Source organism: Nocardia sp. NPDC002869 (assembly GCF_046764065.1).
Lineage (GTDB): Bacteria > Actinomycetota > Actinomycetes > Mycobacteriales > Mycobacteriaceae > Nocardia > Nocardia rhamnosiphila.
On sequence record NZ_JBKOOL010000099.1, the window covers coordinates 1 to 21,168 of the forward strand.

Below are 21,168 nucleotides of genomic sequence, written 5' to 3' on the forward strand. Positions count from 1 at the left end.
ATCGACGCGGCCGCGGCCCGCGCCGCGCTGCAACCCGCGGCGCTGCAGTACGTGGAGCGCCGGGTCGCCTTCGCGTTCGCCGACGGGCAGATCACCGCCGAGGAATACGACGAGGTCGAATACGCCGTCACCGAACTCGGCCTGAGCGGTCCCCTGATCGACGAGCTGCGGTCGCGGTTGGCACGCGGACGCGCACTCTCACGGTTGCGGGAGGGCGATCTGCCCGCGATCGCCACCCCCGGCCTGCACCTGGACGCCGAGGAACTGGTCTACCTCGATATCGATGCGACCCATATCCGGGAGCTGGCCCGCGGACCCAAGCACACCGACGGCCGGTTGATCGTCAGCACCAAGAAGCTGCGTTTCGTGGGCGCGGGGGCGGGGGTCGAGCTGCCGTGGTCGCGGATCGTCTCGGTGGCCGCCGAATACGACGCCGTGGTGGTCGCGGCGACGTCGGCACGCGGTGGTGCCACCTTCGCCGTCACCGACCCGGAATACCTCGCGGCCGCGCTGGAGGGCGCGCTGCGCATTGCGAAACGACTGGTCCTGGCGCCGGGCCAACGGGATTCACGCAGTATCCCGCAGGAGGTGAAAGCGGAGGTGTGGCAGCGCGACGGCGGCCGCTGCGTGGAATGCGGGGACAGCCACTACCTGGAATTCGACCACGTGATCCCGCTCAGCCGCGGCGGCGCCACCAGCGCGGCCAATCTGCAGATCCTGTGCCGCGGTTGTAATCGCACCAAAGGGGCCAATATCTGATCGCGGCGAGGCCGGACGCCTAGGACACCAGCGGCGGCGGCGACCAGCTGCCGTCCAGCACCCGGGGTTCCGGCTCGTACAACCGCATGATCAGGGAGAACTGGCCTTGCTCGGGAATCGGCAGCCAGTTGGACCGCGGAAAGCCGGGGCCGGGATCGGCGGCCTGCACCGCGAACTCCAGCGCACCGTCGGGCGCGAACCGCGGCGCCACCGGATGCCCGATGGTGTGCAGGTCCGCCGGGTTCGGCGTCAGGTAGGCGTCGGCCCCGTAGGCGGTGATCGACCAGAACGCTTTCACCGGGGGCGTCTGGCCCGGTTCGAATCGCAGGGTGAACTCCCGCGGGTCACCGTTCTCGTCGGCCTCGTCGAACAGTGCGGGATAGAGCATGGCCTCGGCGATATTCGCGCCGACACCCCTTCTGGCGGTCGTGGCGCGCAGCAGATAATTGGTGCCGTACCGGCCGACGTTCAGCGCCACCAGCCACCCGTCGCGCATCCGGGAGGCCGGATCGACGTAGGCGGCTATCTTCTTCTTCGCCGCGTCGACGCCCGCGTCGAGTTCGCCGGTGCTCACGCCTTCCGGGGACCCGCCCGGGCGGATGCCGATGGCGGCGAAGCGCCGCATCGCCGGTTCGTCCTCCGGGGCCGGCGGGTTGTCCTGCATCAGCTCACACAGGCGGTCGAAATAATCGCGCGACGACATCGCGTCGACCGAATCACGGCCCACCGGTTCCGACCAGTCCTGGTTACCCGGTATCGACTCGGATTCCGTGGCGGCCCGTGTGTTCCACGCGCTGAGTGGCGCCAGCCGGAGCTGGGCCTGCAGCGCGCGCACGGCGGGAATGTCCGCGCTACCGCGCACCTCGATCCGCCCGTAGAGCCAGGCATCCGCGGTCGGCACCGGGAGGTGCACGACACCGGCCGGGAGTTCCCCGGTCCAGCCCGGCCCCGTCACCGCGTAGGTATAGGGCGCCACCGCGCCGGGCTCGGCCTCCGGTCGCACACTGCTCGGCGTGGACACCGTATTGGACCAGGCATCGAGGACCTGCATCACCCAGTACCGATCCCGGATCTCCGGTACCTCGAACAGCACCGGTTCCTTGCGCAGATCCAGCCAGGCCATCGAGTACAGGTTGTCCAGGTCGATCCGGACCACCGTGCGCTGGCTCGCGGGCGGCAGGGAGGAGGTGTGCTGGAACCGATTCGTGGATACGTAGTCCAGTGCCCGCCGGCGGAATGTATCGATCAGGATCATCGAGTAGCCGAAGATATAGGCGTCGGCCGCCACCTCCCGCCGGGCGGCCGGGGTACCCGACGGCGGAACCTCGGTACCGGAGTCCTCACCCCCGCAGGCTGCCAGACCGGTGACGGCGACGAAACCCAGCATCGACCGCCGTGTCATGCGGAACCGGTCTCCCACCGGCTGCGTCATGTCTCCGGCTGCCGCGGCGGGCACTTCGCGCATTCGCACTCTCCCTGCTCATCGCTGTCGACGGACTGCGAGCAGGATACGCGGAGATAACTGGAACGTAGCGGATGCGGTCGGCGCGGCCGCTCTCAGATGGCGAGAACCGTGTTCATGATGGTGCCCGCACTGGTGGCGACGACGCCGCCGATCATCGCTCCGGCCACCATCTTCGGCGACTCCATACCGCTACCCGACCACTTCTCCCAGGCGAACTTGGCACCCGCGAAGATGATGCTGACCGTGCCCGACAGAATGGCCAGCCAGGTGCCGTACCGGACGAACTGATCGATCTTGTCCGCCAGCGGCGGCGGCTCCGGGGTAGGGTCGCTGACCTGCGCGTATACCGTTACTGCGTCCACAATCGACGCCGCGATGCTGCTCACCGTCTGCTCCCTCGCCGAGACCGTCCGGGGCGCACGGCCCCGCCTCCATCATCCAGACCGATACCGGTACGGCGCAAGTTCTTGCCGCGCAGCGGCTTTCACGCTATAACCGCTGGTGGCCCGAACACCTGCCCGGACCTGCGATTACTGCACACCACCCGGCGAGCGGTTACGATGCGTTAGCGTTCCCGCCCACCCCGAAACCAGAGTGAGCTGCGAGATGATACTGGCCGCCGTGACCGATACGCTGGCGCAAATCGGTAACCCCACACCCGAAGCACCCCCCATCTCGGACAAATTCCTGCAACTGGTCAGGTATCTCACCTGGTTCGTGCTGCTCGCCGGAATCTGCGCGATCATCTACGCCGGCGGCAAGTTCGCCTGGGAGAAATGGTCCGGCGGCGGTCTGGAGTCCCCGAAGATGGTGGCCGGAGCGATGATCGGTGGTGTCATCGCGACCAGCGCGGGCACGATCATGAACGCCGTGATCGGCTGACGCGCCGCAACGCGCTCGTTTTCCGGTCGTCTTGTCCGGATCGACACCCAGCGCACACGGGTTCGCCTCGATGACCGCGCCCCGTCACGCGTACGCCGGCAAGGATCCCGGACGGCGTGCGGGGTCGACCCGGGACGCGACTCGGCACGGACGGCCGGGCGGAGGTCGGCCCAGCAGGGCCTCGATCAGATCGGCGGCCCGCATCGTGCCGCCTTCGTTCCGCGCCTCGGCACGCAGTCGCGCCGACCGGTCGGCCACCCCGGCGTCCCCGACGAGGTCGATCAGCGCCGCGCGCAGGTTCTCGGGTGTGGCGTCGTCGGTGTCGATCCGGCGGGCCACACCCAATTCCACCAGGCGGTCGGCATTGAGGAACTGTTCGGCGGCCTGTGGTACGGCGATCATCGGTACACCGGCCGGCAGCCCGGCCGTGCACGGGACGAATTCGGCGCCGGCGGCGGTGATCAGATCGGCCACCACCGGGTCGTTGGCGTAGGTGACGCGATGGCCCCGGGCCGCCAGTTCACCGATGATCGCGAGGCCAGGCAGCACGTGGCTGACGATCGGGAACCGACCATCGCGATATGGGCGGGACGAGAAGGCACAGTGGTTCCACTCATTCCAGTTCCGTGGCGGCGGCTTCGAGATCGGCGATACTGCCCGCCATGATCGCGCGCACATGCCGGGTGATGTGTTCGACGGGCCAGTCCCACCAGGCCACCGCCAGCAGCCGGGCGATATCGGGCTCCGCGTAGCGGGTGCGGATGAGGCGGGCCGGATTACCGCCGACGATGCCGTAGTCGGGAACATCGCCGGTGACCACCGCGCCGGTGCCGACGATCGCGCCGTGGCCGATCCGCACACCGGGCAGGACCGTCACGCCGTTACCGATCCAGACGTCGTTGCCGAGGACCGTATCGCCCCGGTTCGGCAGATCGCTCAGCAGATCGATATGGGTCGCCCATTCACCGCCCATGGTCGGAAACGGGAATGTCGACGGACCGTCCATGCGATGGTTGGCGCTGTTCATGATGAACCGCACGCCGGTGGCCAGCGCGCAGAACTTCCCGATGATCAGTTTCTCCGGCCCGTAGTGGTAGAGCACATTGCGGGTTTCGAACGCGGTCGGGTCGTCGGGGTCGTCGTAGTAGGAGAACTCCCCGGCCTCGATCAGCGGTGAGCTGATCAGCGGTTTCAGCAGGACCACACGCGGCTGCCCGGGCATGGGGTGCAGCACGGTGGGGTCGGCGGGAAGCGTTACGGGGTCGGCGGGCACAGCGGAACTCCTTCGATACGTGGGTGTGCCGGTTTCGGCGAGGGTCAGACGGATACCGTCGCCCGCAACGCGAGCCGGTCACCGTGCCAATGCGCGCGCAGCCGGCGGTCGTGGCTGACGATCACCAGTGCGCCCCGGTAATCGGCCAGCGCGGTGTCCATTTCCTCCACCAGCGCGGGTGACAGGTGATTGGTGGGCTCGTCGAGCAGCAGCACGTCGAACGGTTGCACGACCAGCCGCGCCAGGGCCAGCCGCTGCCGCTGCCCGGTGGACAGCTCCGCGACGCGGGTCGTCAGCTGTGCGCGACCGAACAGGCCCAGGGCCATGAGTCGTTCGGCGTGCCCTTCGAGGTCACCGGCGCGGCCACGGGCGAAGGCGGCCAGCAGCGTCTCCCCCGGCTCGGCGGGCGGCGGTTCCTGCGCAAGATAGCCGACCCGGCCGCGGCGGGCGACGGTGCCGCCGTCCGGTGCGAAGGCCCCGGCCAGCACCCGCAACAGCGTGGACTTGCCCGCGCCGTTCGGGCCGGTGATCAGCAGGCGGTCTCCGGGCGCGAGGGTGAGGCTCGTCGGATCCAGCCGGCCGGCGACCGTGATTCCGGTGGCGTCGAGCACGGTGCCGTGCGTACCGCCGGACCGCAGCGCAGGGGTGAAGCGCAACGGCTGCGGGGGTGGCGGCACCGGGTCGGCCAGCAGTCGGCGCAATCGTTCCTCGGCATTGCGGACCCGCCCGGCCAGCGACTGCTGCACCCGGCCGCCCGCCCGGTCGTAGGCCATCTTGTTGTTGTCCTTCATCGCCCGGCCCGGGGCGACCCGGCGGGCCGTGGTGGCGACGGTCTCCCGCAGCCGCTCGATATCGGTCTGCCATTGTTCGTGGGCCTGGACCCATCGCTGCCGCGCCGCGGCCTTCCCGGCACGGAAGCCCGCGTAGCCGTTCCCGTACCGGACCACGCACCGCCGGTCCGCGTCGACCTCCAGCAGGGAGGTCGCGACCCGCTCGAGGAAGACCCGATCGTGGGAGACCGTCACCGTGGTGCCGCGCCGGGTACGCAGATGGTCCTCCAACCAGGTCAGGGCGTCGTCGTCGAGGTGATTGGTGGGCTCGTCGAGCAGCAGTACCTCCGACCCGGCCGCCAGTACCGCCGCCAGGCGCAACCGGACCTGTTCGCCGCCGGAGAGCCCGCCGACTCTACGGTCGCGGGCGACCAGACCCAGGCCGAGACCGTGCAGGGCACGCTCAACCCGGGCATCGGCGTCGTAGCCGCCGCGCAGTTCGAACACGGTCGTCAATTCGCCGTATTCGGCGAATCCGGACTCGTCACCGGCCGCCATGGCGGCCTCCAGGGCACGCATCCGGCCCTCGATCGCGCGCAGCTCGCTCAGGGCCCGGTCGATGACCTGCTGGACGGTCGTCTCCGGTGGCAGCTGCTCGTCCTGGGCGAGATAGCCGATACCACCGTCGGCCTGGACGACGATCTCGCCGGCGTCGGGCCGCTCCCGCCCGGCGAACAGGCGCAGCAGGGTGGACTTACCGGATCCGTTCTCGCCGATGATGCCGGTGCGCTCGCCCGCGGCGAGCGAACACGTCACCTCATCGAGAACGCGCCGACCGTGGAAGGACAAGGTAGCCGCGAGCGCGGTGATCTGCGTGGGCATGGACACTCTCCGAAGCATTCGAGTACGACGCGGCGCCGGGGGACCGCAGGACGGGATGAACGCTTCGAATGAGCATCGGCGACCTCACTATTGCGATGACTGTTGCATTAGCATGGTGTCACAGCCCGCACCTCAGAGCAACCGGATGATCGAGATGACTTCTCCACCCCTCGCGGACAAAGCGCCGCGCCCGGCGCCGCGACCGGGCGGCCGCACCGCGCGTATCCGCGCTCAGGTCCTGGAAGCCGTGCACGCGGAACTGACCGAGCACGGTTACGACGCGCTCACCGTGGACACCGTCGCCGCCCGCGCGGGCGTCCACCGCACCACCGTCTACCGCCGCTGGCGCGACGTCGGCGGCCTGATCACCGACGTCTTCGCCGCGGCCGCCGATATCGATTGGCATCCACGCGACACCGGCTCCCTCCAGGGGGATCTGGCCGCGCTCAACCAGGAGATCCAGGACTCGCTCACCGAGGAACCGTCGATCGCGGCCGCCCTGATCGCGGTCTCGTTCCGTTCCGAGGAGGCCGCCCGCGCCCTGCGGCAGTTGTGGGAGAACCGATACGCCCAGTCCGAGATCGTCGTCGAACGAGCCGTGCGCCGTGGCGAACTGACTCCCGGCGTCGACGCCCGTGCCGTACTGATCGCGGCCACCGCGCCGGTCTACCACCAGTTGACGCTGCTGCGGACCCCACCCGACCCGCACCTTCCCGACCGTGCGGCGACAGCCGCGACACTGGCCGCGCGCGGCGGCGCGTTCACCGGGCCGGGGCCCGCGAGCCATGACTGAGGCGCTCATGCCGATGACAGTGCGTTCACTACCGGCACCGGCCGCGGTGAGACCTGCCGGTCGGCGATCGGATCGACGCAACGGGCGGGGTGTCATCGCAGGGCTGCCACTACAGAGGCGAACATGGTGGTTTTGATGGCCCGGGCCGTGTCGTGGTTCTTGCCGAGCAGACCGCTCAGGCGTTCGACGGCGCTGTCGAGTATCCGGTCCGCGGCGGCGGTGCCGTCGACGAGTCCGGCGGCCAAGGCCTGCGGGCCGCCGAAGCGGTGGCCGGTGGTCATTGCGGTCAGCGCCGCCTGCGGGCCGAGTTTCGCCTGGATCAGCGCGGCCATCCCGGGCGTGAACGGGATGTTGATGTCGACCTCGGGAGGATGAGGGCGACCGACTCGTGGTCGGCGCGATTCTGGTACCGGATCAGATATTCCGCGGGAGCGTCGGCCGCGGCCACGACGGCTTCGATGGCATTCTGCGGTGCCGGGCTCGCTGCCAGGGCGTTGTCGACGGCGTCGCGCTGCAGCTCCAGGAAGCATCGCGCGGCGCGCAGCCAGACCTGGGTCATCCTTCCCGCTCGTGATCCGAACGCGTGGTAGATCGCTCCGTTGGACACCGAAGTGGCTTGCGAGAGCGCGCGAACGGTGACCGCGGCGGAACCGATTCTCCGCCGACCGCAACCCGCCGTGGACAGGTGCGAGGCAGGACGATTCGCATCTATCGAAAATATGTTCGAACTCCGGTACGGTTACCCGCATGCCCGAACTCGCCCCCATCCCGTTCGCCCGGCTCAACCTCGAACAGGTCCGGGAACGACTCCTCGCCGCGGCGGCTTTCGGCGAGACCCTCACCCCCGATCAGCTCGAGGCCCTGGCCGGCAAGATCGGCGCCGGCCTGAGCATCTACATCGAGGCGACCCAGAACAGCGCACCCCGCGCCCACCGCCCGGCGATGCCCGGCCGGGCCTGCCTGGACTTGCGGGGGCACCTGCGCTGAACCCGGTCCGCGCGGCGCCGCGGACCGGGCCGGCGCTATCGGGTCACCGGTCGCCCTCCACCACCGGCTCCCCGTCCACGACCTCGATGGGCGAGGTGACGAGTTCGAACTCGCCCTCGTGCTTGGCCACACCCTGCAGCACCGCGCCCTCCACCAGTTCGACGCCCAGATTCGCCCGCACGATGAGCGGATCGCTGCGGACATCACGGTAGAGCGAGACGCACATCAGCACCATCACCACCATGAACGGCAGCGATACCACGGTGGTGAGTGTCTGCAAACCGGTCAACGCGCCACCGAGATCGCTCGAATCCGCGATCACCAGCATGATCGCGGCGACCGCGCCGGTGGCGGTGCCCCAGAAGATCACGGTGAGCCGGGACGGTTCGATACCGCCCCGCTCCGACAGGGTGCCCATGACGATCGAGGCGGCGTCCGCGCCGGAGACGAAGAAGATACCCACCAGGATCATCACCAGCACGGTGGTGATCGAGGTCAGCGGATACTCCCCGAGCAGGTGGAAGAGCGCGAAGTCGGGGTTCACACTGCCGTCGGTCTCGGTGAGGTCGTGGGTATCGGTCTGCTGGCGGATGGCCGCGCCGCCGAAGATCGCGAACCAGACCAGACTCACCATGCTGGGCACCAGCAGGACACCCGCCACGAACTGCCGGATGGTGCGGCCCCGGCTGATCCGCGCGATGAACATCCCGACGAAGGGGGTCCAGGAGATCCACCACGCCCAGTAGAAGATGGTCCAGCTGGACAGCCACGCCTCCATTGCCTCGCCGCCGGCTATTCCGGTGCGCGAGGCCATGGTCGGCAGTTCGGCGATGTAGTCACCGACCGCGGTGGGCAGGAAGTTCAGCATGAACAGGGTGGGCCCGGCGATGAAGACGAAAGCCGCCAGGATCACCGCGAGCACCATGTTGATATTCGACAGCCATTGGATACCGCGGGCGACGCCGGAGACCGCGGACAGGATGAACGCGACGGTGAGTCCGGTGATCACCGCCACCAGGCCGATCTTGCCGACGGCGTCCACCCAGCCGTTGAACTCGAACCCGGCCCCGATCTGCAACGCGCCCAGGCCGAGCGAGGCCGCCGAACCGAAAAGGGTGGCGAAGATGGCCATCCCATCGATCGCCTTACCGCCCAGGCCCTCGGCATGCCGGCCGAGCAGCGGCCGGAACACCGACGAGAACAGCTGCGACCGGCCGCGCCGGAACGTGCCGTAGGCGATGGCCAGACCGGCGACGGCGTAGATGGCCCACGGGTGCAACGTCCAGTGGAACAGCGTGGTCGCCATCGCGACCTCGGCGGCCTGCGAGCTGCCCGCCTCGGCGGTACCCGGCGGCGGGGCGGTGAAATGGGTCAGCGGCTCGGCGACTCCCCAGAACATGAGGCCGATCCCCATACCGGCGCTGAACATCATGGCGATCCAGGAGACCGTCCGGAACTCCGGCTGTTCGTCGTCGGCGCCGAGCGGGATCTTGCCGTACCGGCTCAGCGCCAGCCAGATCACGTAGACCACGAAAGAGGTGGCCACCAGGACGAACAGCCAGCCGGTATTGGTGATCACCCAGGACTGGGCGTTCGACGCGAAGCCGGCCAAACTGTCCTGGTCGAAGATCCCCCAGAGCACGAAGGCCACGGCTCCGATCGAGGTGATGCCGAAGACCAGCCAGTCGAGGCCGCGGCCCACCGGTCTGTGCCTGCTCGAGCCCGGCACGCCGCTGTTACGCGTCACGGATTTCCCGCCGGTGTCGATCGCCATGGACGAGTCCTTTCAGATCGCACTGTGCGTCCGGCACCGAGGTCGCGGGATCACGCGGACCAGCCGTTACCCGGCCCTTCCGCGCACCGCGACCACGCCGCCGAACCGGATGTTCCGGAAAAAACCGTACTCGCCCCCGATTCGAACGCTGCGTCGAACACGTGAACAGCGGGCAGCGCGCCCTCCCCGGAGGCCGCCGGATACGGCCCGGAAGATCACGGACGAGCGACCCGGACATCTGTCCGGGACACCAGTACGGACGATCGAACGGTTTTCTGTACAGAAATTGCCCGCCCCTGCGGCACTCATACTCGGACCGACGAACACCGGTCCCGGCGGGCCGCGGCCGGCGCCTGACAGCGGCCGGTGCACAGCACACAGCAATTGCACTCTACATACAATGTGTAGGATGCAATATGTTCCCGGCCGCGTGGTATAACGCCTGGCGGGACGCCCGCCGCGCCGCCACGGCATCCGAGTACGAGCAGGACACCCGCCATGGACAAACCCACCCATCTGATCGAATTCGAGACCATGCTCCTTGGCCGGCACAGCCTCAATGCCCATCTGCGCCGCCCGGACCACCTCGAGCGCAGTGCCTATCTGGTGCTGCGCCGGCTGCGGATCGAGGGACCCATGTCCATCGGCGAACTCAGCGAGGCCTTCGGTCTGGACACCTCGACCGTGCACCGGCAGACCGCGGCCATGCTGAAAGCCGGCCTGGTGGAGCGCATTCCCGATCCCGGGGGCGGCCTGGCGCGCAAGTTCCGGATCACCGACGAGGGCGAACGCCGGGTCCTGGCCGATCGCGACTACAACATCAACGCCCTCGACCGGCTCCTGCGCGGCTGGAGCGGCGAGGACGTACAGACCTTCGCCGCCTACCTGGAACGATTCAATACCGATCTCGAGGCCCGGGAAGCGCGACCCTGGCCGCGGCCCTCCCATACCGAGCCGCGGTCCTAGGCGCGGCGGGCCGCCACCGATATCAGTAGCGCCGCATTTCGACCTGGCGGCGCACATTGGACACGGCGGTCACCACGGCTGTACCCAGCGGGCCGCTCCGGTCGTAGAGGGTGGTGGTACCGACCGCGACACCCGCATAGGCGACCTGATCCTGCGCCAGCACCCCGACACCCGGGCCGGACGGCACCGGCGGACCCCTGTCCCAGAATTACAACACGTTCTAGTTTTATGGTCGCGTGAAGGGCCCGGCCCTGGGCGATTCACACCCGCAGCTCCCGAGCGAGGACCCCGGCCGCCTCCCGGACGCCGGCCGGATCGCCGTCCCAGCCGAGTACCCGCAGCACCGCGGCGGCGATCGCCTGCCGCACCTCCTCGGGCACCCCGCCGGCGTCCGAGCGGATATCGATCACCGTCTCCACCAACCGGAACGGGAGGGTCTGCGCTTCGGGCACCCCCTTCGTGCCCATCCCGGCCGCCACCCGCGCGGCCAGCCCTTCGTAGCTCGCGCGCAGGGTGTCGCGGCGGGAGCGGAACCGGGCGAACCGATCCCCGCGCAACTCCGGCAGGAAGTACAGCGCACCGATATTCCAGCGCGCGTCGCACAGCTGGCCGATATCGAATCGGGCCAGCGCGTAGAGCCGGACCGCGGCCGGCTCCGGTCGCCGCTCCAGGCGCATCGCGAGTTCGGCCGCCCCCGCGATGGTTTCACCGAGCAGCGCGTCGAGGATGTCGTCCTTGGCCGCGAAGTGGTGATACAGCGAAGCCTGGCGGATACCGACCGCCTCGGCGATGGCCCGGGTCGAGGCACTTCCGTACCCGTGCGTGGTGAACAGTTCGGCGGCGGCGTCGAGGATTTCGGCACGCGGAGTCTGCCCCTGGCGGCGGCGCGGCGCGAGACGCGGGCGGCCCGGACCGAGTTGGGTCATGGCTCCATTGTCGCCGACCAGCGGTTCGGCACCGCGGGGAGATTTCTGTCATTCGATAGAAATCTGGGCAACGTAGACGTTACGCACGGCCGCGAGACGGATACATCGCCGTCACCACGATGTCGCGGGGTACGAGGAACCTTTCAACCGATAGATATTCGTGTCGGATGAAGGGCCCCCGGCCATGATCATTCTCGGAATCGCGATCAGTGTGCTCGCGGTCATCGGCATCGGCCTACTGGTCGCCCGCAAGGTCGACGGTGACAGCGTCAACTTCCTGGTCGCCGGCCGATCGCTGGGTCTACCGCTGGTCGCGGCGGGCCTGATGGGCCAGGCGGTCGACTCCAACGCCACTCTCGGCAATACGGACCTGGCCGGTTCGGTCGGCTTCTGGGCCGGGGCGTCGCTACCGCTGGGCCTGGGCCTGTGCCTGCTGCTCACCGGGCTCTTCTTCGCCAAGCCGATGAACCGGATGGGCCTGCTGACCCTGCCGGACTTCTACCGGATCAAATACGGCCGCGGTGTGGAATTCAGCGCCTCGATCCTGATGATCTTCAGCTTCTGCATCCTGCTGGCGGGCAACCTCGTCGCCGGGGGTTTCCTGTTCGAACGCTTCCTCGGTATCCCATACACCGCCGGGGTCCTGCTGATCGTGGCGATCGTGCTGACCTATACCGTCACCGGCGGCATGTTCAGCGACGCCTACACCGCACTCGCCCAGATGGTGATCACCGTGATCGGGTCGCTCGCCCTGCTCATCTGGGTGGGATCGACCTACGGTCTCGACATCCCCGAGGGTATGGGGCCATTCGACCTCGGACAGCTCGGCAACAGTTCCGAAGGCGCCGTGGTGAACTGGGCGACGCTGATCGCCCTCGGCATCGGCGATATCGTCGCCATCGATTTCATGCAGCGCATCTTCTCGGCCCGCTCCCCCGAGATCGCCCGCCGGGCGTGCTTCGTGGGCGCGGCCGGAACCGCCGTGGTCGGTATCCCCTACGCGCTGGTCGCCCTGGCCACCACCGATCTCGTCGGTGAGAGTTCGGGTCCGCGATTGCTGACCCTGCTGGACGAACACGCCCCGGCGGGTCTGGCGATCCTGGTGCTGTCGGCGATTGTGGCGGCATCCTGCTCCACCGCCAACGGCGCCATCCTGGGCACCGCCTCGGTGGCGACCCGGAATATCGCCGGTCGCACCGACCGGACCGACGCCGCCGGGCATGACACCCTGCTGCGGGATGTGCGGCTCACCATGATCCCGGTGGTCGCGGTGGCGATCTTCTTCGCGGTCGAGGTACCGCAAACCGGCATCCTGCTCACCCTGGCGTTCGACCTGATGCTGGCCGCACTGATCGTCCCGTTCGTCGCGGCCCACCTCACCTCGCGGATCACCACCGCCGCGGCGGTCGCGGCCATGGTGGCCGGGCTCGGCGTCCGGCTGGTCCTGTTCATGCTCACACCCACCATGTACGGGGTACCGAACACTGTTCTCCATATCGATAATTCACTGATCGGCCCGGGCTTCGACGGCTGGCCCACCTTCTTCGGCTTCCTCGCCTCACTGCTGGCCTTCCTCGGCACCCTCGCCGTACAGCGGTTGCGCGAACCGGCCGGAAAGTCCGCGGCGCCTGGGGATATTCCGCCACTGCCGGCGCCGGAACCCGTTGTCCAGCACGGCTGACCCGCCGCCCGCCCCCGAATCGGCCCGGGCCCCGCTGCCCCACTTCCGAATCGGTCACCGGCACGGCCGGCCCACCCGCCGGACCCGACGAGCAAGGAAAGATCATGACACCCACCACCGCTTCGACGACCGGCGCCCGCGCACACGCCCGCGCCCAGGCATCGGCAAGCGCGGCCACCCCCGTACTCCCCGACGGGGTCCCGCTCGACGCGACCACCTGGACCGTCCGGCTACCACCCGGCGGCTACACCGGCACCGTGCTCGGACGCGGCACCCGGCTGCGACTGGCCGATCCGCACGGTGCGGCCTGCGCGCACCTGTTCCTGCTGCGCGCGGACGCACCCTGGGAACGTCTCAATGTCGCCGACACCGTGAAAGTGCCCTGGCAGGCCTACCTCGGTGCCGGGCACCCACTGCTGTCCGATCAGGGCCGGCTGCTGGCCACCGTGGTCGCCGACACCTCGGGCCACCACGACGCACTCTGCGGTACCACTCCCGAGGGCCGGCTGCTCCTGGAACGCGCGGCCGCGAAACACGGGCTGACCCCGCGCGATATCGGCGCCACCCTCTCGGTCTTCCGCGGTGTGCGGGTGGCCGGCGACGGCGCCCTCACCACCACCGGCTCGGCCGGTGCGGGCGCCTACGTCGACCTGATCGTCCAGCTGCCGGTGATCGTCCTGGTAGCCGCCACCGCGCACCCCCTCGACGACGCCCCGGTCACCGATCTCGATCTGGTCGCCTGGCCGGGCGACCGCACCGTCGCGGCCGCCGCGAACAGCGACCCGGAATACCTGCGCGCCGTCCAGAACACCGAAGCGGCATGGTCGGCCGCCCGCACCCGACAGGAGTGGATATGAACATCGCTCCCCCGGCAGCGACCGTCGTGCTCGACGACGTGGTCCCGGCCTGCGCACCGTGGTCGGCGGTGGTACGGGCAGGGCACCGTCTCGACATCATCGATCTGCACGGCAACCAGGCCGTCGACTGCCTGCTGTACGCCGCGGCCGACCACACCGACCGCTACAGCGCCCAGGCCACGGTCACCGCGCAGCGCAATATCTTTCTCACCACCGGCAGTGTGCTGCGCACCGACCGGGGCACGGCACTCATGACCGTGGTCGCCGACGAGGTCGGCAACCACGACACCATCGCCGGAGCCTGTTCCCAGGAGTCCAATACGCTGCGCTACGGCCATCACACCCGCCACCAGCACGCCTGCGTGGAGAATTTCCTGGCCGAGGCGGCGAAATGGGATATGGGCAAACGGGATCTGGTATCCAACATCAACTGGTTCATGAACGTTCCGGTGGAGGCCGACGGCACGCTCGGTATCGTCGACGGCCGGTCCGCACCGGGCAAGACGGTATCGCTGCGCGCCGAGATCGACACCCTGGTCCTGGTGTCCAACTGTCCCCAGATCAACAACCCCTGCAACGGCTTCGATCCCACTCCCGTACGCATGGTGGTGACCCGGTGACCGCCCCGGTGACGCTCGCCCCGCCACCCGCCGCGGTGACCATTACCCGCCACACCGTGGTCGAACGCCCGGGTCTGCTCACCACGGTGCAGGACTGGCCGGGCCGGATCGGCTACTGGCATGTCGGCGTACCGCCGTCGGGTCCCATGGACGATCTGTCGTTCCGGCTCGGCAACCGCGCACTGGGCAATCCCGAGGGCGCGGCCGGGCTCGAATGCACCATGGCCGGTCCGGCCTTGCGATTCGCCGAGCCCGCCTGGGTGTGCGTGACCGGCGCTCCTGTCACTGTGACGGTGGCCGGGCGGCCGGTGCCGCTGTGGCGGCCGGTATTCGTCCCCGCCGGGGAGGTTCTCGATATCGGCACGATCCGCGGCCCCGGGATGCGCTGCTACGTGCTGGTTTCCGGCGGACTGGCACTCCCCGAGTACCTCGGCAGCAGCGCCACGTTCACCCTCGGGCGCTTCGGCGGCGTGGCCGGGCGCGCACTGGCCGCCGCGGATGTTCTCCCGGTCGGCCCCGTCCCGGGTCCGCCGGCCGGCGCGGTGCCCGGCGGCGAGCAACCCGCGCTGACCCGCGACTGGGAACTCGCCGTCACCGAGGGACCGCACGGAGCGCCCGAATTCTTCACCCGCGCGGATATCGACACGTTGCTCGCCACCGACTACGAGGTGCATTTCAACTCCGACCGCACCGGGGTCCGGCTCGTCGGCCCCAAACCCCGCTGGGCCCGCCCGGACGGTGGCGAGGCCGGACTGCATCCGTCGAATATCCACGACACCGCCTACAGCGTGGGCGCGCTCGATTTCACCGGCGACACCCCCATCCTGCTCGGCCCCGACGGGCCGAGCCTCGGCGGCTTCGTCTGCCCGGTGACGGTGACCGCCGCCGATCTGTGGAAGCTCGGCCAGTTGTGCCCGGGTGACCGGGTACGTTTCGTTCCGGTACGCGCGGAGCGGGCCGCGTCACCGGCCGAACTGGGCCCCGCGCGCCGGGCGGGCTGGCCGATCGTGCTGTCCACCGGCGGCGACGGCGACGACGGAATTCTGCGGCACGGGGAAACCGCGGACGGCACCCCGGTGACCTACCGTCGGGCGGGTGACGACGGAATCCTCGTCGAATACGGCGCCATGACCCTGGACCTCGAATTACGCGCCCGCGTCCACGCATTGCACGAGCACCTGCGCGACCGAGGTGAACGGGGCCTCACCGAACTCACGCCGGGCGTCCGTTCGCTCCAGGTCCGGGTCGAACCGCGCACGCTGCGTATCGGTGCGGCCCTGGATCTACTGGTCGAGGCGGAGGCCGCCCTACCGGCCGCCGAGGACCTGGTCGTCCCCAGCCGTACGGTGGATCTGCCGCTGTCCTGGGACGATCCCGCGACCCGGGAGGCGATCACCCGCTATATGCACGGTGTACGCGCCGACGCACCGTGGTGCCCGTGGAATATCGAGTTCATCCGGCGGATGAACGGACTCGATACCGTCGGCGATGTCTTCGATACCGTGTTCGCCGCCGAGTACCTGGTACTGGGGTTGGGGGATGTCTATCTCGGTGCACCGCTGGCCACCCCGATCGACCCCCGGCACCGGCTGGTCACCACCAAATACAACCCGGCCCGGACCTGGACCCCGGAGAACGCGGTCGGTATCGGCGGCGCCTACCTGTGCATCTACGGAATGGAAGGCCCGGGCGGATACCAGTTCGTCGGCCGCACCACGCAGGTGTGGAGCCGGCGCACCGATATCGAAACCCCCTGGCTGCTGCGCTTCTTCGACCGGATCCGCTGGTATCCGGTGAGCGCGGCGGAACTCCTCGACCTCCGGGCCGATTTCGCCGCCGGCCGCGGCGAATTGCGCACCGGCCCGGGTGAATTCCGGCTGGCGGAGCACCGGCGGTTCCTCGCCCGGGACGCGGAGTCCATCGAATCGTTCCGTATCCGGCAGTCGGCCGCTTTCGCGGCCGAACGCGAATCCTGGCGCCGCTCCGGGGAACTGGGCCGGGAGCACTGAACGCCCGGCCATACCGGTCGGCCGCGCCGACCCGCGCCGGCTCGGGTCAGGCCCCCGAAGCCACCACCGAGGGCTGCAACTGGCTCAGCATCTCGTCGGTGCCGAGCACCATGCCGCAGCGGCGGGCGGTGTACCTGGAGGCGATCAGATGTTCTTCACGACTGAAATCGGCCACCGCGTCGTGCGCCAGGAACGCGGCGATATCGTTCATGAAGGCCTCGGCCGCACTGAGCATGCAGCCCATATGGGCGTACACGCCGGTGACCACGAGCTGATCCCGGTTACGGTAGCCGAGCAATTGCCGCAGATCCGTGCGCTGGAACGCCGAATAGCGCCATTTGGTGACCTGGATGTCCTGCTCGTGCGGCGTCAGTGCGGCGATGACCTCGGCATCCGGGCCGTCCGACATACCGGTGCCCCAGAAATCGGCGAGCAGGCCGCGCCGGTCGGGATGCTGATCACCCGGCTGCATACTGTAGATCACCGGTATGCCCAGCTCGTGGCACCGATCGCGGAGCCGGACGATATTGTCGATCATCGTCCGGGCGGGATCGCGATCGAGCTGATAGGCAGTGAGGAAGTAGTTCTGCATGTCGTGGATCAGCAGGGCGGCACGATCGGGATCGAGTTTCCAGGCCACTCTATTGGTGATCTCGTCGTCCAACGGCGGCATCGCATAGGGTGCGATCGGCTGCATGGCCATGTCCAGAACTCCTCATCTCTTGTGGCCCGCGACCTTCTGGAAGGCCACGGGCCCGGGCGCAGTGGGGGAAGGTGGTAGATCAGGGCACCGCCGCCGGGCGGCCGGCCACGCCCAGCGGTCCGAGGACCCGCTGCAATTTCCCGGTGGTCTCGGCCAGTTCGTCCTCGGGATCGGATTGCGCGACGATGCCGCCACCGGCGTAGGCCACCAGGGTCCGGTTGTCGGCGGCGAGTTCGGCGCAGCGGATGCTGACCATCCATTCCCCGTTGCCCTCGGCGTCGCACCAGCCGACCGCGCCGGCATAGAAACCGCGCTCGCCCTCGAGTTCGGCGATCAGCCGGGCGGCCGCCGCGGTGGGCGTACCGCAGATCGCCGGGGTCGGATGCAGTGCGGCGGCCAGTTCCAGCGCCGACGGTCCGGCCACCGGGACGGTCGCGTCGATGGTGGTACCGAGATGCCACATGGCCGGTGTCTCGGTCAGATCGGGGCGGGCGGGCGTGCGCACATCGGTGCATCGGTCGCGCAGCACTCCGGCCACATGGTCCACCACGAAGCCGTGCTCGTGCTGATCCTTCGCCGAACCGAGCAATGTCTCGGCGGCGATCCGATCGGCCAGCGCGTTCTCCGGCACCCGCCGGGCCGAACCCGCGAGCGGATGGCTGGTGACCTCGGTACCGATCCGCCGCACCAGGATCTCCGGACTGGAACCCACCAGGTGGCGGCCGGTGAACAGACCACCGGCCGCGGACAGGTCCACCAGGTAGCCGTTACCGGCGGGGTCGGTGGAAACCAGGAGATCCAGCAGGTCGGCGGCGCGCACGGTCCGATCGGCCCGGGCCCGCAGCGCCCGGGCGAGGACGACCTTGCGCAACGGCCGGCCGGGATCGGCCAGCAGCCGCACCGCGGCGCCCACCCGGCGCAGATGTTCCTCCGGCTCCGGAAGGTGTTCGGTGACCGTGATACCGGGTGCGGTGACCGGCCGGGTGGCGCGGGGGCCGTCGGTCACCGAGATGGCGTCGGGAGCCCACAGCGCGGCCGGCGCACCGGGAGTGAACGGCAGCGCGCCGACGATATGGGAGACCCGGCGCGCACGGAGCTGCGCGACGGCCTCGGCGGGGCTGTGGAAGACACGCCCGCCGGCAGACGCGGTCACGGTGCGCTGCGGCCGGGACAGGACAAAGGCGGGATCCGCTGAATACGCGGGGCTCTCGGCGTTGATGATGATCATCCTCTCGTGTCACATATCCAGCGTTGCGCCGCCGTCGACCCGCAGGTCGTGCATGGTGATGTGGCGCGCGGCATCGGAAACCAGGAAGCGGACGGCGGCGGCGATATCGGCGGGATCGGCGATCCGCCGCAACGGGATGCCCAGCCGGTAGTTCTCGGGATCGCCGTCGAGGAGGCTGCCCCGTCCGGCCTCGCCGAGACCTTTCTCGTCGGAGTCCGCGTACATTCGGCGCAGCATGGGGGTATCGGTGGAACCCGGGGAGACCAGGTTGACCCGCACCCCGTGCGGCGCCACCTGAAGCGCGAGCGAGCGGGTGAACGCCGTGGCCGCGGCCTTCGCGGCGCCGTAGGCGGCGAGGTTCACCCGGGGGACGGTGGCGGAGTTGGAGGAGACGACCACGATGGAACCGGTTCCGGCCGCGACCATTTCGCGGGCGGCGCGCTGGGCCACGTATACGGCGCCGCCTGCGTTGACGGCCACACAGCGCTGCCATTCCTCCGGGGAGGTGTCCAGGGCGGAGCCGCCGATCATCGCGCCGGCGGCATGGACGACCACCCGGGGTGTGCCGCGTTCGGCGAGCTCTTTGTCGAATGCCTCGGCGACCGCTGCCGCGTCACTGATATCGACTTCGGCGGATGTCACGCCGGTGTCCTCGTGCTGCCGCCCGAGCCGGGCCGCGATCTCGTGCACCCGGGAATCCCGGTCCCACAGTGCGATATTCGCGGAATCGCCGGCGAGTTCGGCGGCGATCGCCGCACCGATCCCCCCTGCGGCTCCGGTGACGATGACCCCTTCGCCCCATTGCTTCGTGATCATTAGGTTAGCCTAACCTGAAGTTACGCCGTAAGGCCAGCATTCCGGTGTGACGTGTAACAAGATCGCTGATCGGAAAGAGGTGCTCCATGTCATCGCCCGCCCTCCCCGGTTTCACACCGTGGCCGCCGGACCGGATCAACCACTACCGAGCTGAAAAGCTGTGGACGGGTGAGACATTCGGATCTCTGCTGACAGCTCGCGCTACCGCGAGCCCCGAGTCGATCGCGGTCGTGGGCGCGGCGAACCGCTGGACCTACGCCGAACTGGAGCACCGATCCCGGTCGCTGGCCGCCGGATTCGCCCGGCTGGGCATCCGGCCCCGGGACCGCGTTCTCGTCCAGCTGCCCAACCGCGCCGAATTCGTCGAAGTGATCTTCGCGCTGTTCCATCTGGGCGCACTGCCGGTGTTCTGTCTGCCCGCGCACCGGGAGGCCGAACTCGTCCCCATCGCCACGGCGAGCGGGGCCGTCGCGATGGTCACCTGCGACCGGCATCAGCGATTCGACCATGCCGCACTGGCCGATACGGTCCGGCGCACGGTCGAGACCCTGCGGCACGTCCTGCTGGTCACCGACGACCCCGCGCACGAATTCGCCGAGGGCGCCGCGGACCTCGCCGACTACCGCGACGAGCCGGGCGAACTCACCGGGCCGGACGCCGGGGACGTCGCGTTCCTGCAGTTGTCCGGCGGTAGCACCGGGATCCCGAAGCTCATCCCCCGCACTCACGACGACTACCTGTACAGCGTGCGGCGCAGTGCCGAGATCACCGAACTGGGTCCCGATACCGTCTATATGGCGACACTGCCTATCGCGCACAACTTCCCGATGAGTTCTCCGGGCATCCTCGGCGCGCTCTACGCGGGCGGCACCGTGGCCATGACCCCCGATCCGACCCCGTCGACCGCGTTCGCGGCCATCGAGCGTTTCGGTGTCACCATCACCGGCCTGGTCCCGCCGCTGGCGCGGCTGTGGGTCGAGCGGGCGGAGAAGGGCGGCGAACTCCCCGATCTGTCCAGCCTGAAGGTGATCCAGGTGGGCGGCGCCCGCTGCCCGGACGAGCTGGCCCGCCGGGTCGGCCCCGCGCTGGGTGTCACCCTGCAGCAGGTGTTCGGTATGGCGGAGGGACTGGTCTGCTACACCCGGCTCGACGATCCGATCGACGTGGTGGTCGGCACCCAGGGCCGGCCGATGTCGGATCACGACCGGATCAGGATCGTCGACGACGCGGACGTGGACGTGGCGCCGGGCGCCGACGGGAATCTGCTGACCCAGGGCCCGTACACGATCCGCGGCTACTACGACAATCCCGAGGCCGATGCCCGCAGCTTCACCGCGGACGGCTGGTACCGCACCGGCGATATCGTCTCGCTGCGGCCGGACGGGAACCTGGTAGTGAAGGGCCGGACGGGCGATTGGGTGAACCGCGGCGGCGAGAAAGTGTCGGCCGAAGAGCTCGAGGCCCATCTGCTGGAACATCCCGGAATCCGGGACGCGGTGATCGTCGGCACTCCCGACCCCGTACTCGGCCAGCGGATCTGCGCGTTCGTCCAGCCGCTGGACCCGCAGACCCCGCCGACGCTGACCACGGTGCGCACCTTCGTCCGGGAACGCGGTATCGCGGCCTGGAAGATGCCGGACGCGGTGGTCACCGTCGCCGAATTCCCCGAGACCGGAGTGGGCAAGACCAGCCGTCGTGATCTGCGCCGGCTGCTCGCCGAGGGGCACCGCAACGCGTGACCCCCGGTGCCGTGGACCGCGCCGGGCGCGCGGTCCAG

General features: G+C 69.2%; 22 protein-coding genes and 2 pseudogenes. 11 read left to right on the forward strand and 13 right to left on the reverse strand.

The window, feature by feature from the left end:
- A partial coding sequence (locus ACLML9_RS18595; RefSeq protein ID WP_411946718.1) for an HNH endonuclease occupies positions 1–759 on the forward strand: 759 nt, incomplete at its 5' end.
- A gap of 19 nt (positions 760–778) precedes the next feature.
- Here ACLML9_RS18595 and ACLML9_RS18600 read toward each other — a convergent pair.
- Positions 779–2,161, reverse strand: coding sequence for a DUF1254 domain-containing protein (locus ACLML9_RS18600; RefSeq protein ID WP_411946719.1), 1,383 nt, complete (start codon positions 2,159–2,161; stop codon positions 779–781).
- A 155-nt stretch (positions 2,162–2,316) separates the two neighbouring features.
- Positions 2,317–2,610, reverse strand: coding sequence for a hypothetical protein (locus ACLML9_RS18605; protein ID WP_411946720.1), 294 nt, complete (start codon positions 2,608–2,610; stop codon positions 2,317–2,319).
- Between the two features lie 220 nt (positions 2,611–2,830).
- Between ACLML9_RS18605 and ACLML9_RS18610 the strand changes: the two genes are divergently transcribed.
- Complete coding sequence (locus ACLML9_RS18610) at positions 2,831–3,106, forward strand: hypothetical protein (RefSeq protein WP_030524066.1); 276 nt, start codon at positions 2,831–2,833, stop codon at positions 3,104–3,106.
- Between the two features lie 84 nt (positions 3,107–3,190).
- Here ACLML9_RS18610 and ACLML9_RS18615 read toward each other — a convergent pair whose 3' ends face one another.
- Positions 3,191–3,526: a nucleotide disphospho-sugar-binding domain-containing protein gene (locus tag ACLML9_RS18615; RefSeq protein ID WP_411946735.1), complete on the reverse strand. Its 336-nt coding sequence runs from the start codon at positions 3,524–3,526 to the stop codon at positions 3,191–3,193.
- Here ACLML9_RS18615 and ACLML9_RS18620 point away from each other — a divergent pair.
- Entirely contained in the window at positions 3,471–3,599 is a 129-nt protein-coding gene (locus ACLML9_RS18620) for a hypothetical protein (protein WP_411946736.1), read from the forward strand. The two genes, ACLML9_RS18615 and ACLML9_RS18620, sit on opposite strands and share 56 nt — an antisense overlap.
- A 120-nt stretch (positions 3,600–3,719) precedes the next feature.
- On the opposite strand, the gene ACLML9_RS18625 is transcribed toward ACLML9_RS18620, so the two are convergent.
- Together ACLML9_RS18625 and abc-f are read right to left on the reverse strand one after the other, a co-directional pair.
- Positions 3,720–4,328: a CatB-related O-acetyltransferase gene (locus ACLML9_RS18625; RefSeq protein ID WP_411946737.1), complete on the reverse strand. Its 609-nt coding sequence runs from the start codon at positions 4,326–4,328 to the stop codon at positions 3,720–3,722.
- 95 nt (positions 4,329–4,423) lie between these two features.
- Complete coding sequence (gene abc-f / locus ACLML9_RS18630) at positions 4,424–6,031, reverse strand: ribosomal protection-like ABC-F family protein (protein ID WP_411946721.1); 1,608 nt, start codon at positions 6,029–6,031, stop codon at positions 4,424–4,426.
- Between the two features lie 154 nt (positions 6,032–6,185).
- On the opposite strand from abc-f, the gene ACLML9_RS18635 reads away from it, so the two are divergent.
- On the forward strand, positions 6,186–6,824 hold the full coding sequence (locus tag ACLML9_RS18635; RefSeq protein WP_411946722.1) for a TetR/AcrR family transcriptional regulator: 639 nt from the start codon (positions 6,186–6,188) through the stop codon (positions 6,822–6,824).
- A gap of 92 nt (positions 6,825–6,916) precedes the next feature.
- On the opposite strand, the pseudogene ACLML9_RS18640 reads toward ACLML9_RS18635, so the two are convergent.
- Positions 6,917–7,192, reverse strand: a pseudogene (locus ACLML9_RS18640) (enoyl-CoA hydratase-related protein); the annotation flags it as partial.
- 38 nt (positions 7,193–7,230) lie between these two features.
- A pseudogene (locus ACLML9_RS18645) lies at positions 7,231–7,476 on the reverse strand (TetR/AcrR family transcriptional regulator); the annotation flags it as partial.
- Between the two features lie 95 nt (positions 7,477–7,571).
- Here ACLML9_RS18645 and ACLML9_RS18650 point away from each other — a divergent pair.
- Complete coding sequence (locus ACLML9_RS18650; protein WP_411946723.1) at positions 7,572–7,811, forward strand: DUF6374 family protein; 240 nt, start codon at positions 7,572–7,574, stop codon at positions 7,809–7,811.
- 43 nt (positions 7,812–7,854) lie between these two features.
- On the opposite strand, the gene ACLML9_RS18655 is transcribed toward ACLML9_RS18650, so the two are convergent.
- A complete protein-coding gene (locus tag ACLML9_RS18655; protein WP_411946724.1) occupies positions 7,855–9,585 on the reverse strand; it encodes a BCCT family transporter in 1,731 nt (576 codons plus the stop codon).
- Positions 9,586–10,083: 498 nt separating this feature from the next.
- Here ACLML9_RS18655 and ACLML9_RS18660 point away from each other — a divergent pair, with 498 nt between their 5' ends.
- Positions 10,084–10,551, forward strand: coding sequence for a MarR family winged helix-turn-helix transcriptional regulator (locus ACLML9_RS18660; protein WP_411946725.1), 468 nt, complete (start codon positions 10,084–10,086; stop codon positions 10,549–10,551).
- A gap of 22 nt (positions 10,552–10,573) precedes the next feature.
- Here ACLML9_RS18660 and ACLML9_RS18665 read toward each other — a convergent pair whose 3' ends face one another.
- Positions 10,574–10,738: a hypothetical protein gene (locus ACLML9_RS18665; protein ID WP_411946726.1), complete on the reverse strand. Its 165-nt coding sequence runs from the start codon at positions 10,736–10,738 to the stop codon at positions 10,574–10,576.
- A 73-nt stretch (positions 10,739–10,811) separates the two neighbouring features.
- A complete protein-coding gene (locus tag ACLML9_RS18670) occupies positions 10,812–11,477 on the reverse strand; it encodes a TetR/AcrR family transcriptional regulator (protein ID WP_411946727.1) in 666 nt (221 codons plus the stop codon).
- A 184-nt stretch (positions 11,478–11,661) separates the two neighbouring features.
- On the opposite strand from ACLML9_RS18670, the gene ACLML9_RS18675 reads away from it, so the two are divergent.
- From ACLML9_RS18675 to ACLML9_RS18690, 4 genes are all read left to right on the forward strand, one after another.
- The gene (locus tag ACLML9_RS18675) at positions 11,662–13,158 is read left to right on the forward strand and encodes a sodium:solute symporter family protein (protein ID WP_411946728.1); all 1,497 of its coding nucleotides are present in this window, start codon (positions 11,662–11,664) and stop codon (positions 13,156–13,158) included.
- Positions 13,159–13,262: 104 nt separating this feature from the next.
- Positions 13,263–14,015, forward strand: a complete 753-nt coding sequence (locus ACLML9_RS18680; RefSeq protein WP_411946729.1) for a DUF1989 domain-containing protein — start codon at positions 13,263–13,265, stop codon at positions 14,013–14,015.
- Positions 14,012–14,635 (forward strand): urea amidolyase associated protein UAAP2, encoded by a 624-nt coding sequence (locus ACLML9_RS18685; RefSeq protein ID WP_411946730.1) that lies wholly within the window; start codon positions 14,012–14,014, stop codon positions 14,633–14,635. The genes ACLML9_RS18680 and ACLML9_RS18685 overlap by 4 nt, the downstream gene beginning before the upstream one ends.
- A 41-nt stretch (positions 14,636–14,676) precedes the next feature.
- A complete protein-coding gene (locus ACLML9_RS18690) occupies positions 14,677–16,644 on the forward strand; it encodes a 5-oxoprolinase/urea amidolyase family protein (RefSeq protein WP_411946738.1) in 1,968 nt (655 codons plus the stop codon).
- A 46-nt stretch (positions 16,645–16,690) separates the two neighbouring features.
- On the opposite strand, the gene ACLML9_RS18695 is transcribed toward ACLML9_RS18690, so the two are convergent.
- The 3 genes from ACLML9_RS18695 to ACLML9_RS18705 all read right to left on the reverse strand — a co-directional run bounded on the left by ACLML9_RS18695 (position 16,691) and on the right by ACLML9_RS18705 (position 19,391).
- Entirely contained in the window at positions 16,691–17,347 is a 657-nt protein-coding gene (locus tag ACLML9_RS18695; RefSeq protein ID WP_411946731.1) for an isochorismatase family protein, read from the reverse strand.
- Between the two features lie 79 nt (positions 17,348–17,426).
- Positions 17,427–18,575 carry an isochorismate synthase MenF gene (locus ACLML9_RS18700; protein WP_411946732.1) on the reverse strand — a complete coding sequence of 383 codons (1,149 nt, stop codon included), beginning with the start codon at positions 18,573–18,575 and terminating at the stop codon, positions 17,427–17,429.
- 9 nt (positions 18,576–18,584) lie between these two features.
- Positions 18,585–19,391: an SDR family oxidoreductase gene (locus ACLML9_RS18705; RefSeq protein WP_411946733.1), complete on the reverse strand. Its 807-nt coding sequence runs from the start codon at positions 19,389–19,391 to the stop codon at positions 18,585–18,587.
- Positions 19,392–19,477: 86 nt separating this feature from the next.
- On the opposite strand from ACLML9_RS18705, the gene ACLML9_RS18710 reads away from it, so the two are divergent.
- Positions 19,478–21,130 (forward strand): (2,3-dihydroxybenzoyl)adenylate synthase, encoded by a 1,653-nt coding sequence (locus tag ACLML9_RS18710; RefSeq protein ID WP_411946734.1) that lies wholly within the window; start codon positions 19,478–19,480, stop codon positions 21,128–21,130.
- Positions 21,131–21,168: the final 38 nt, after the last annotated feature.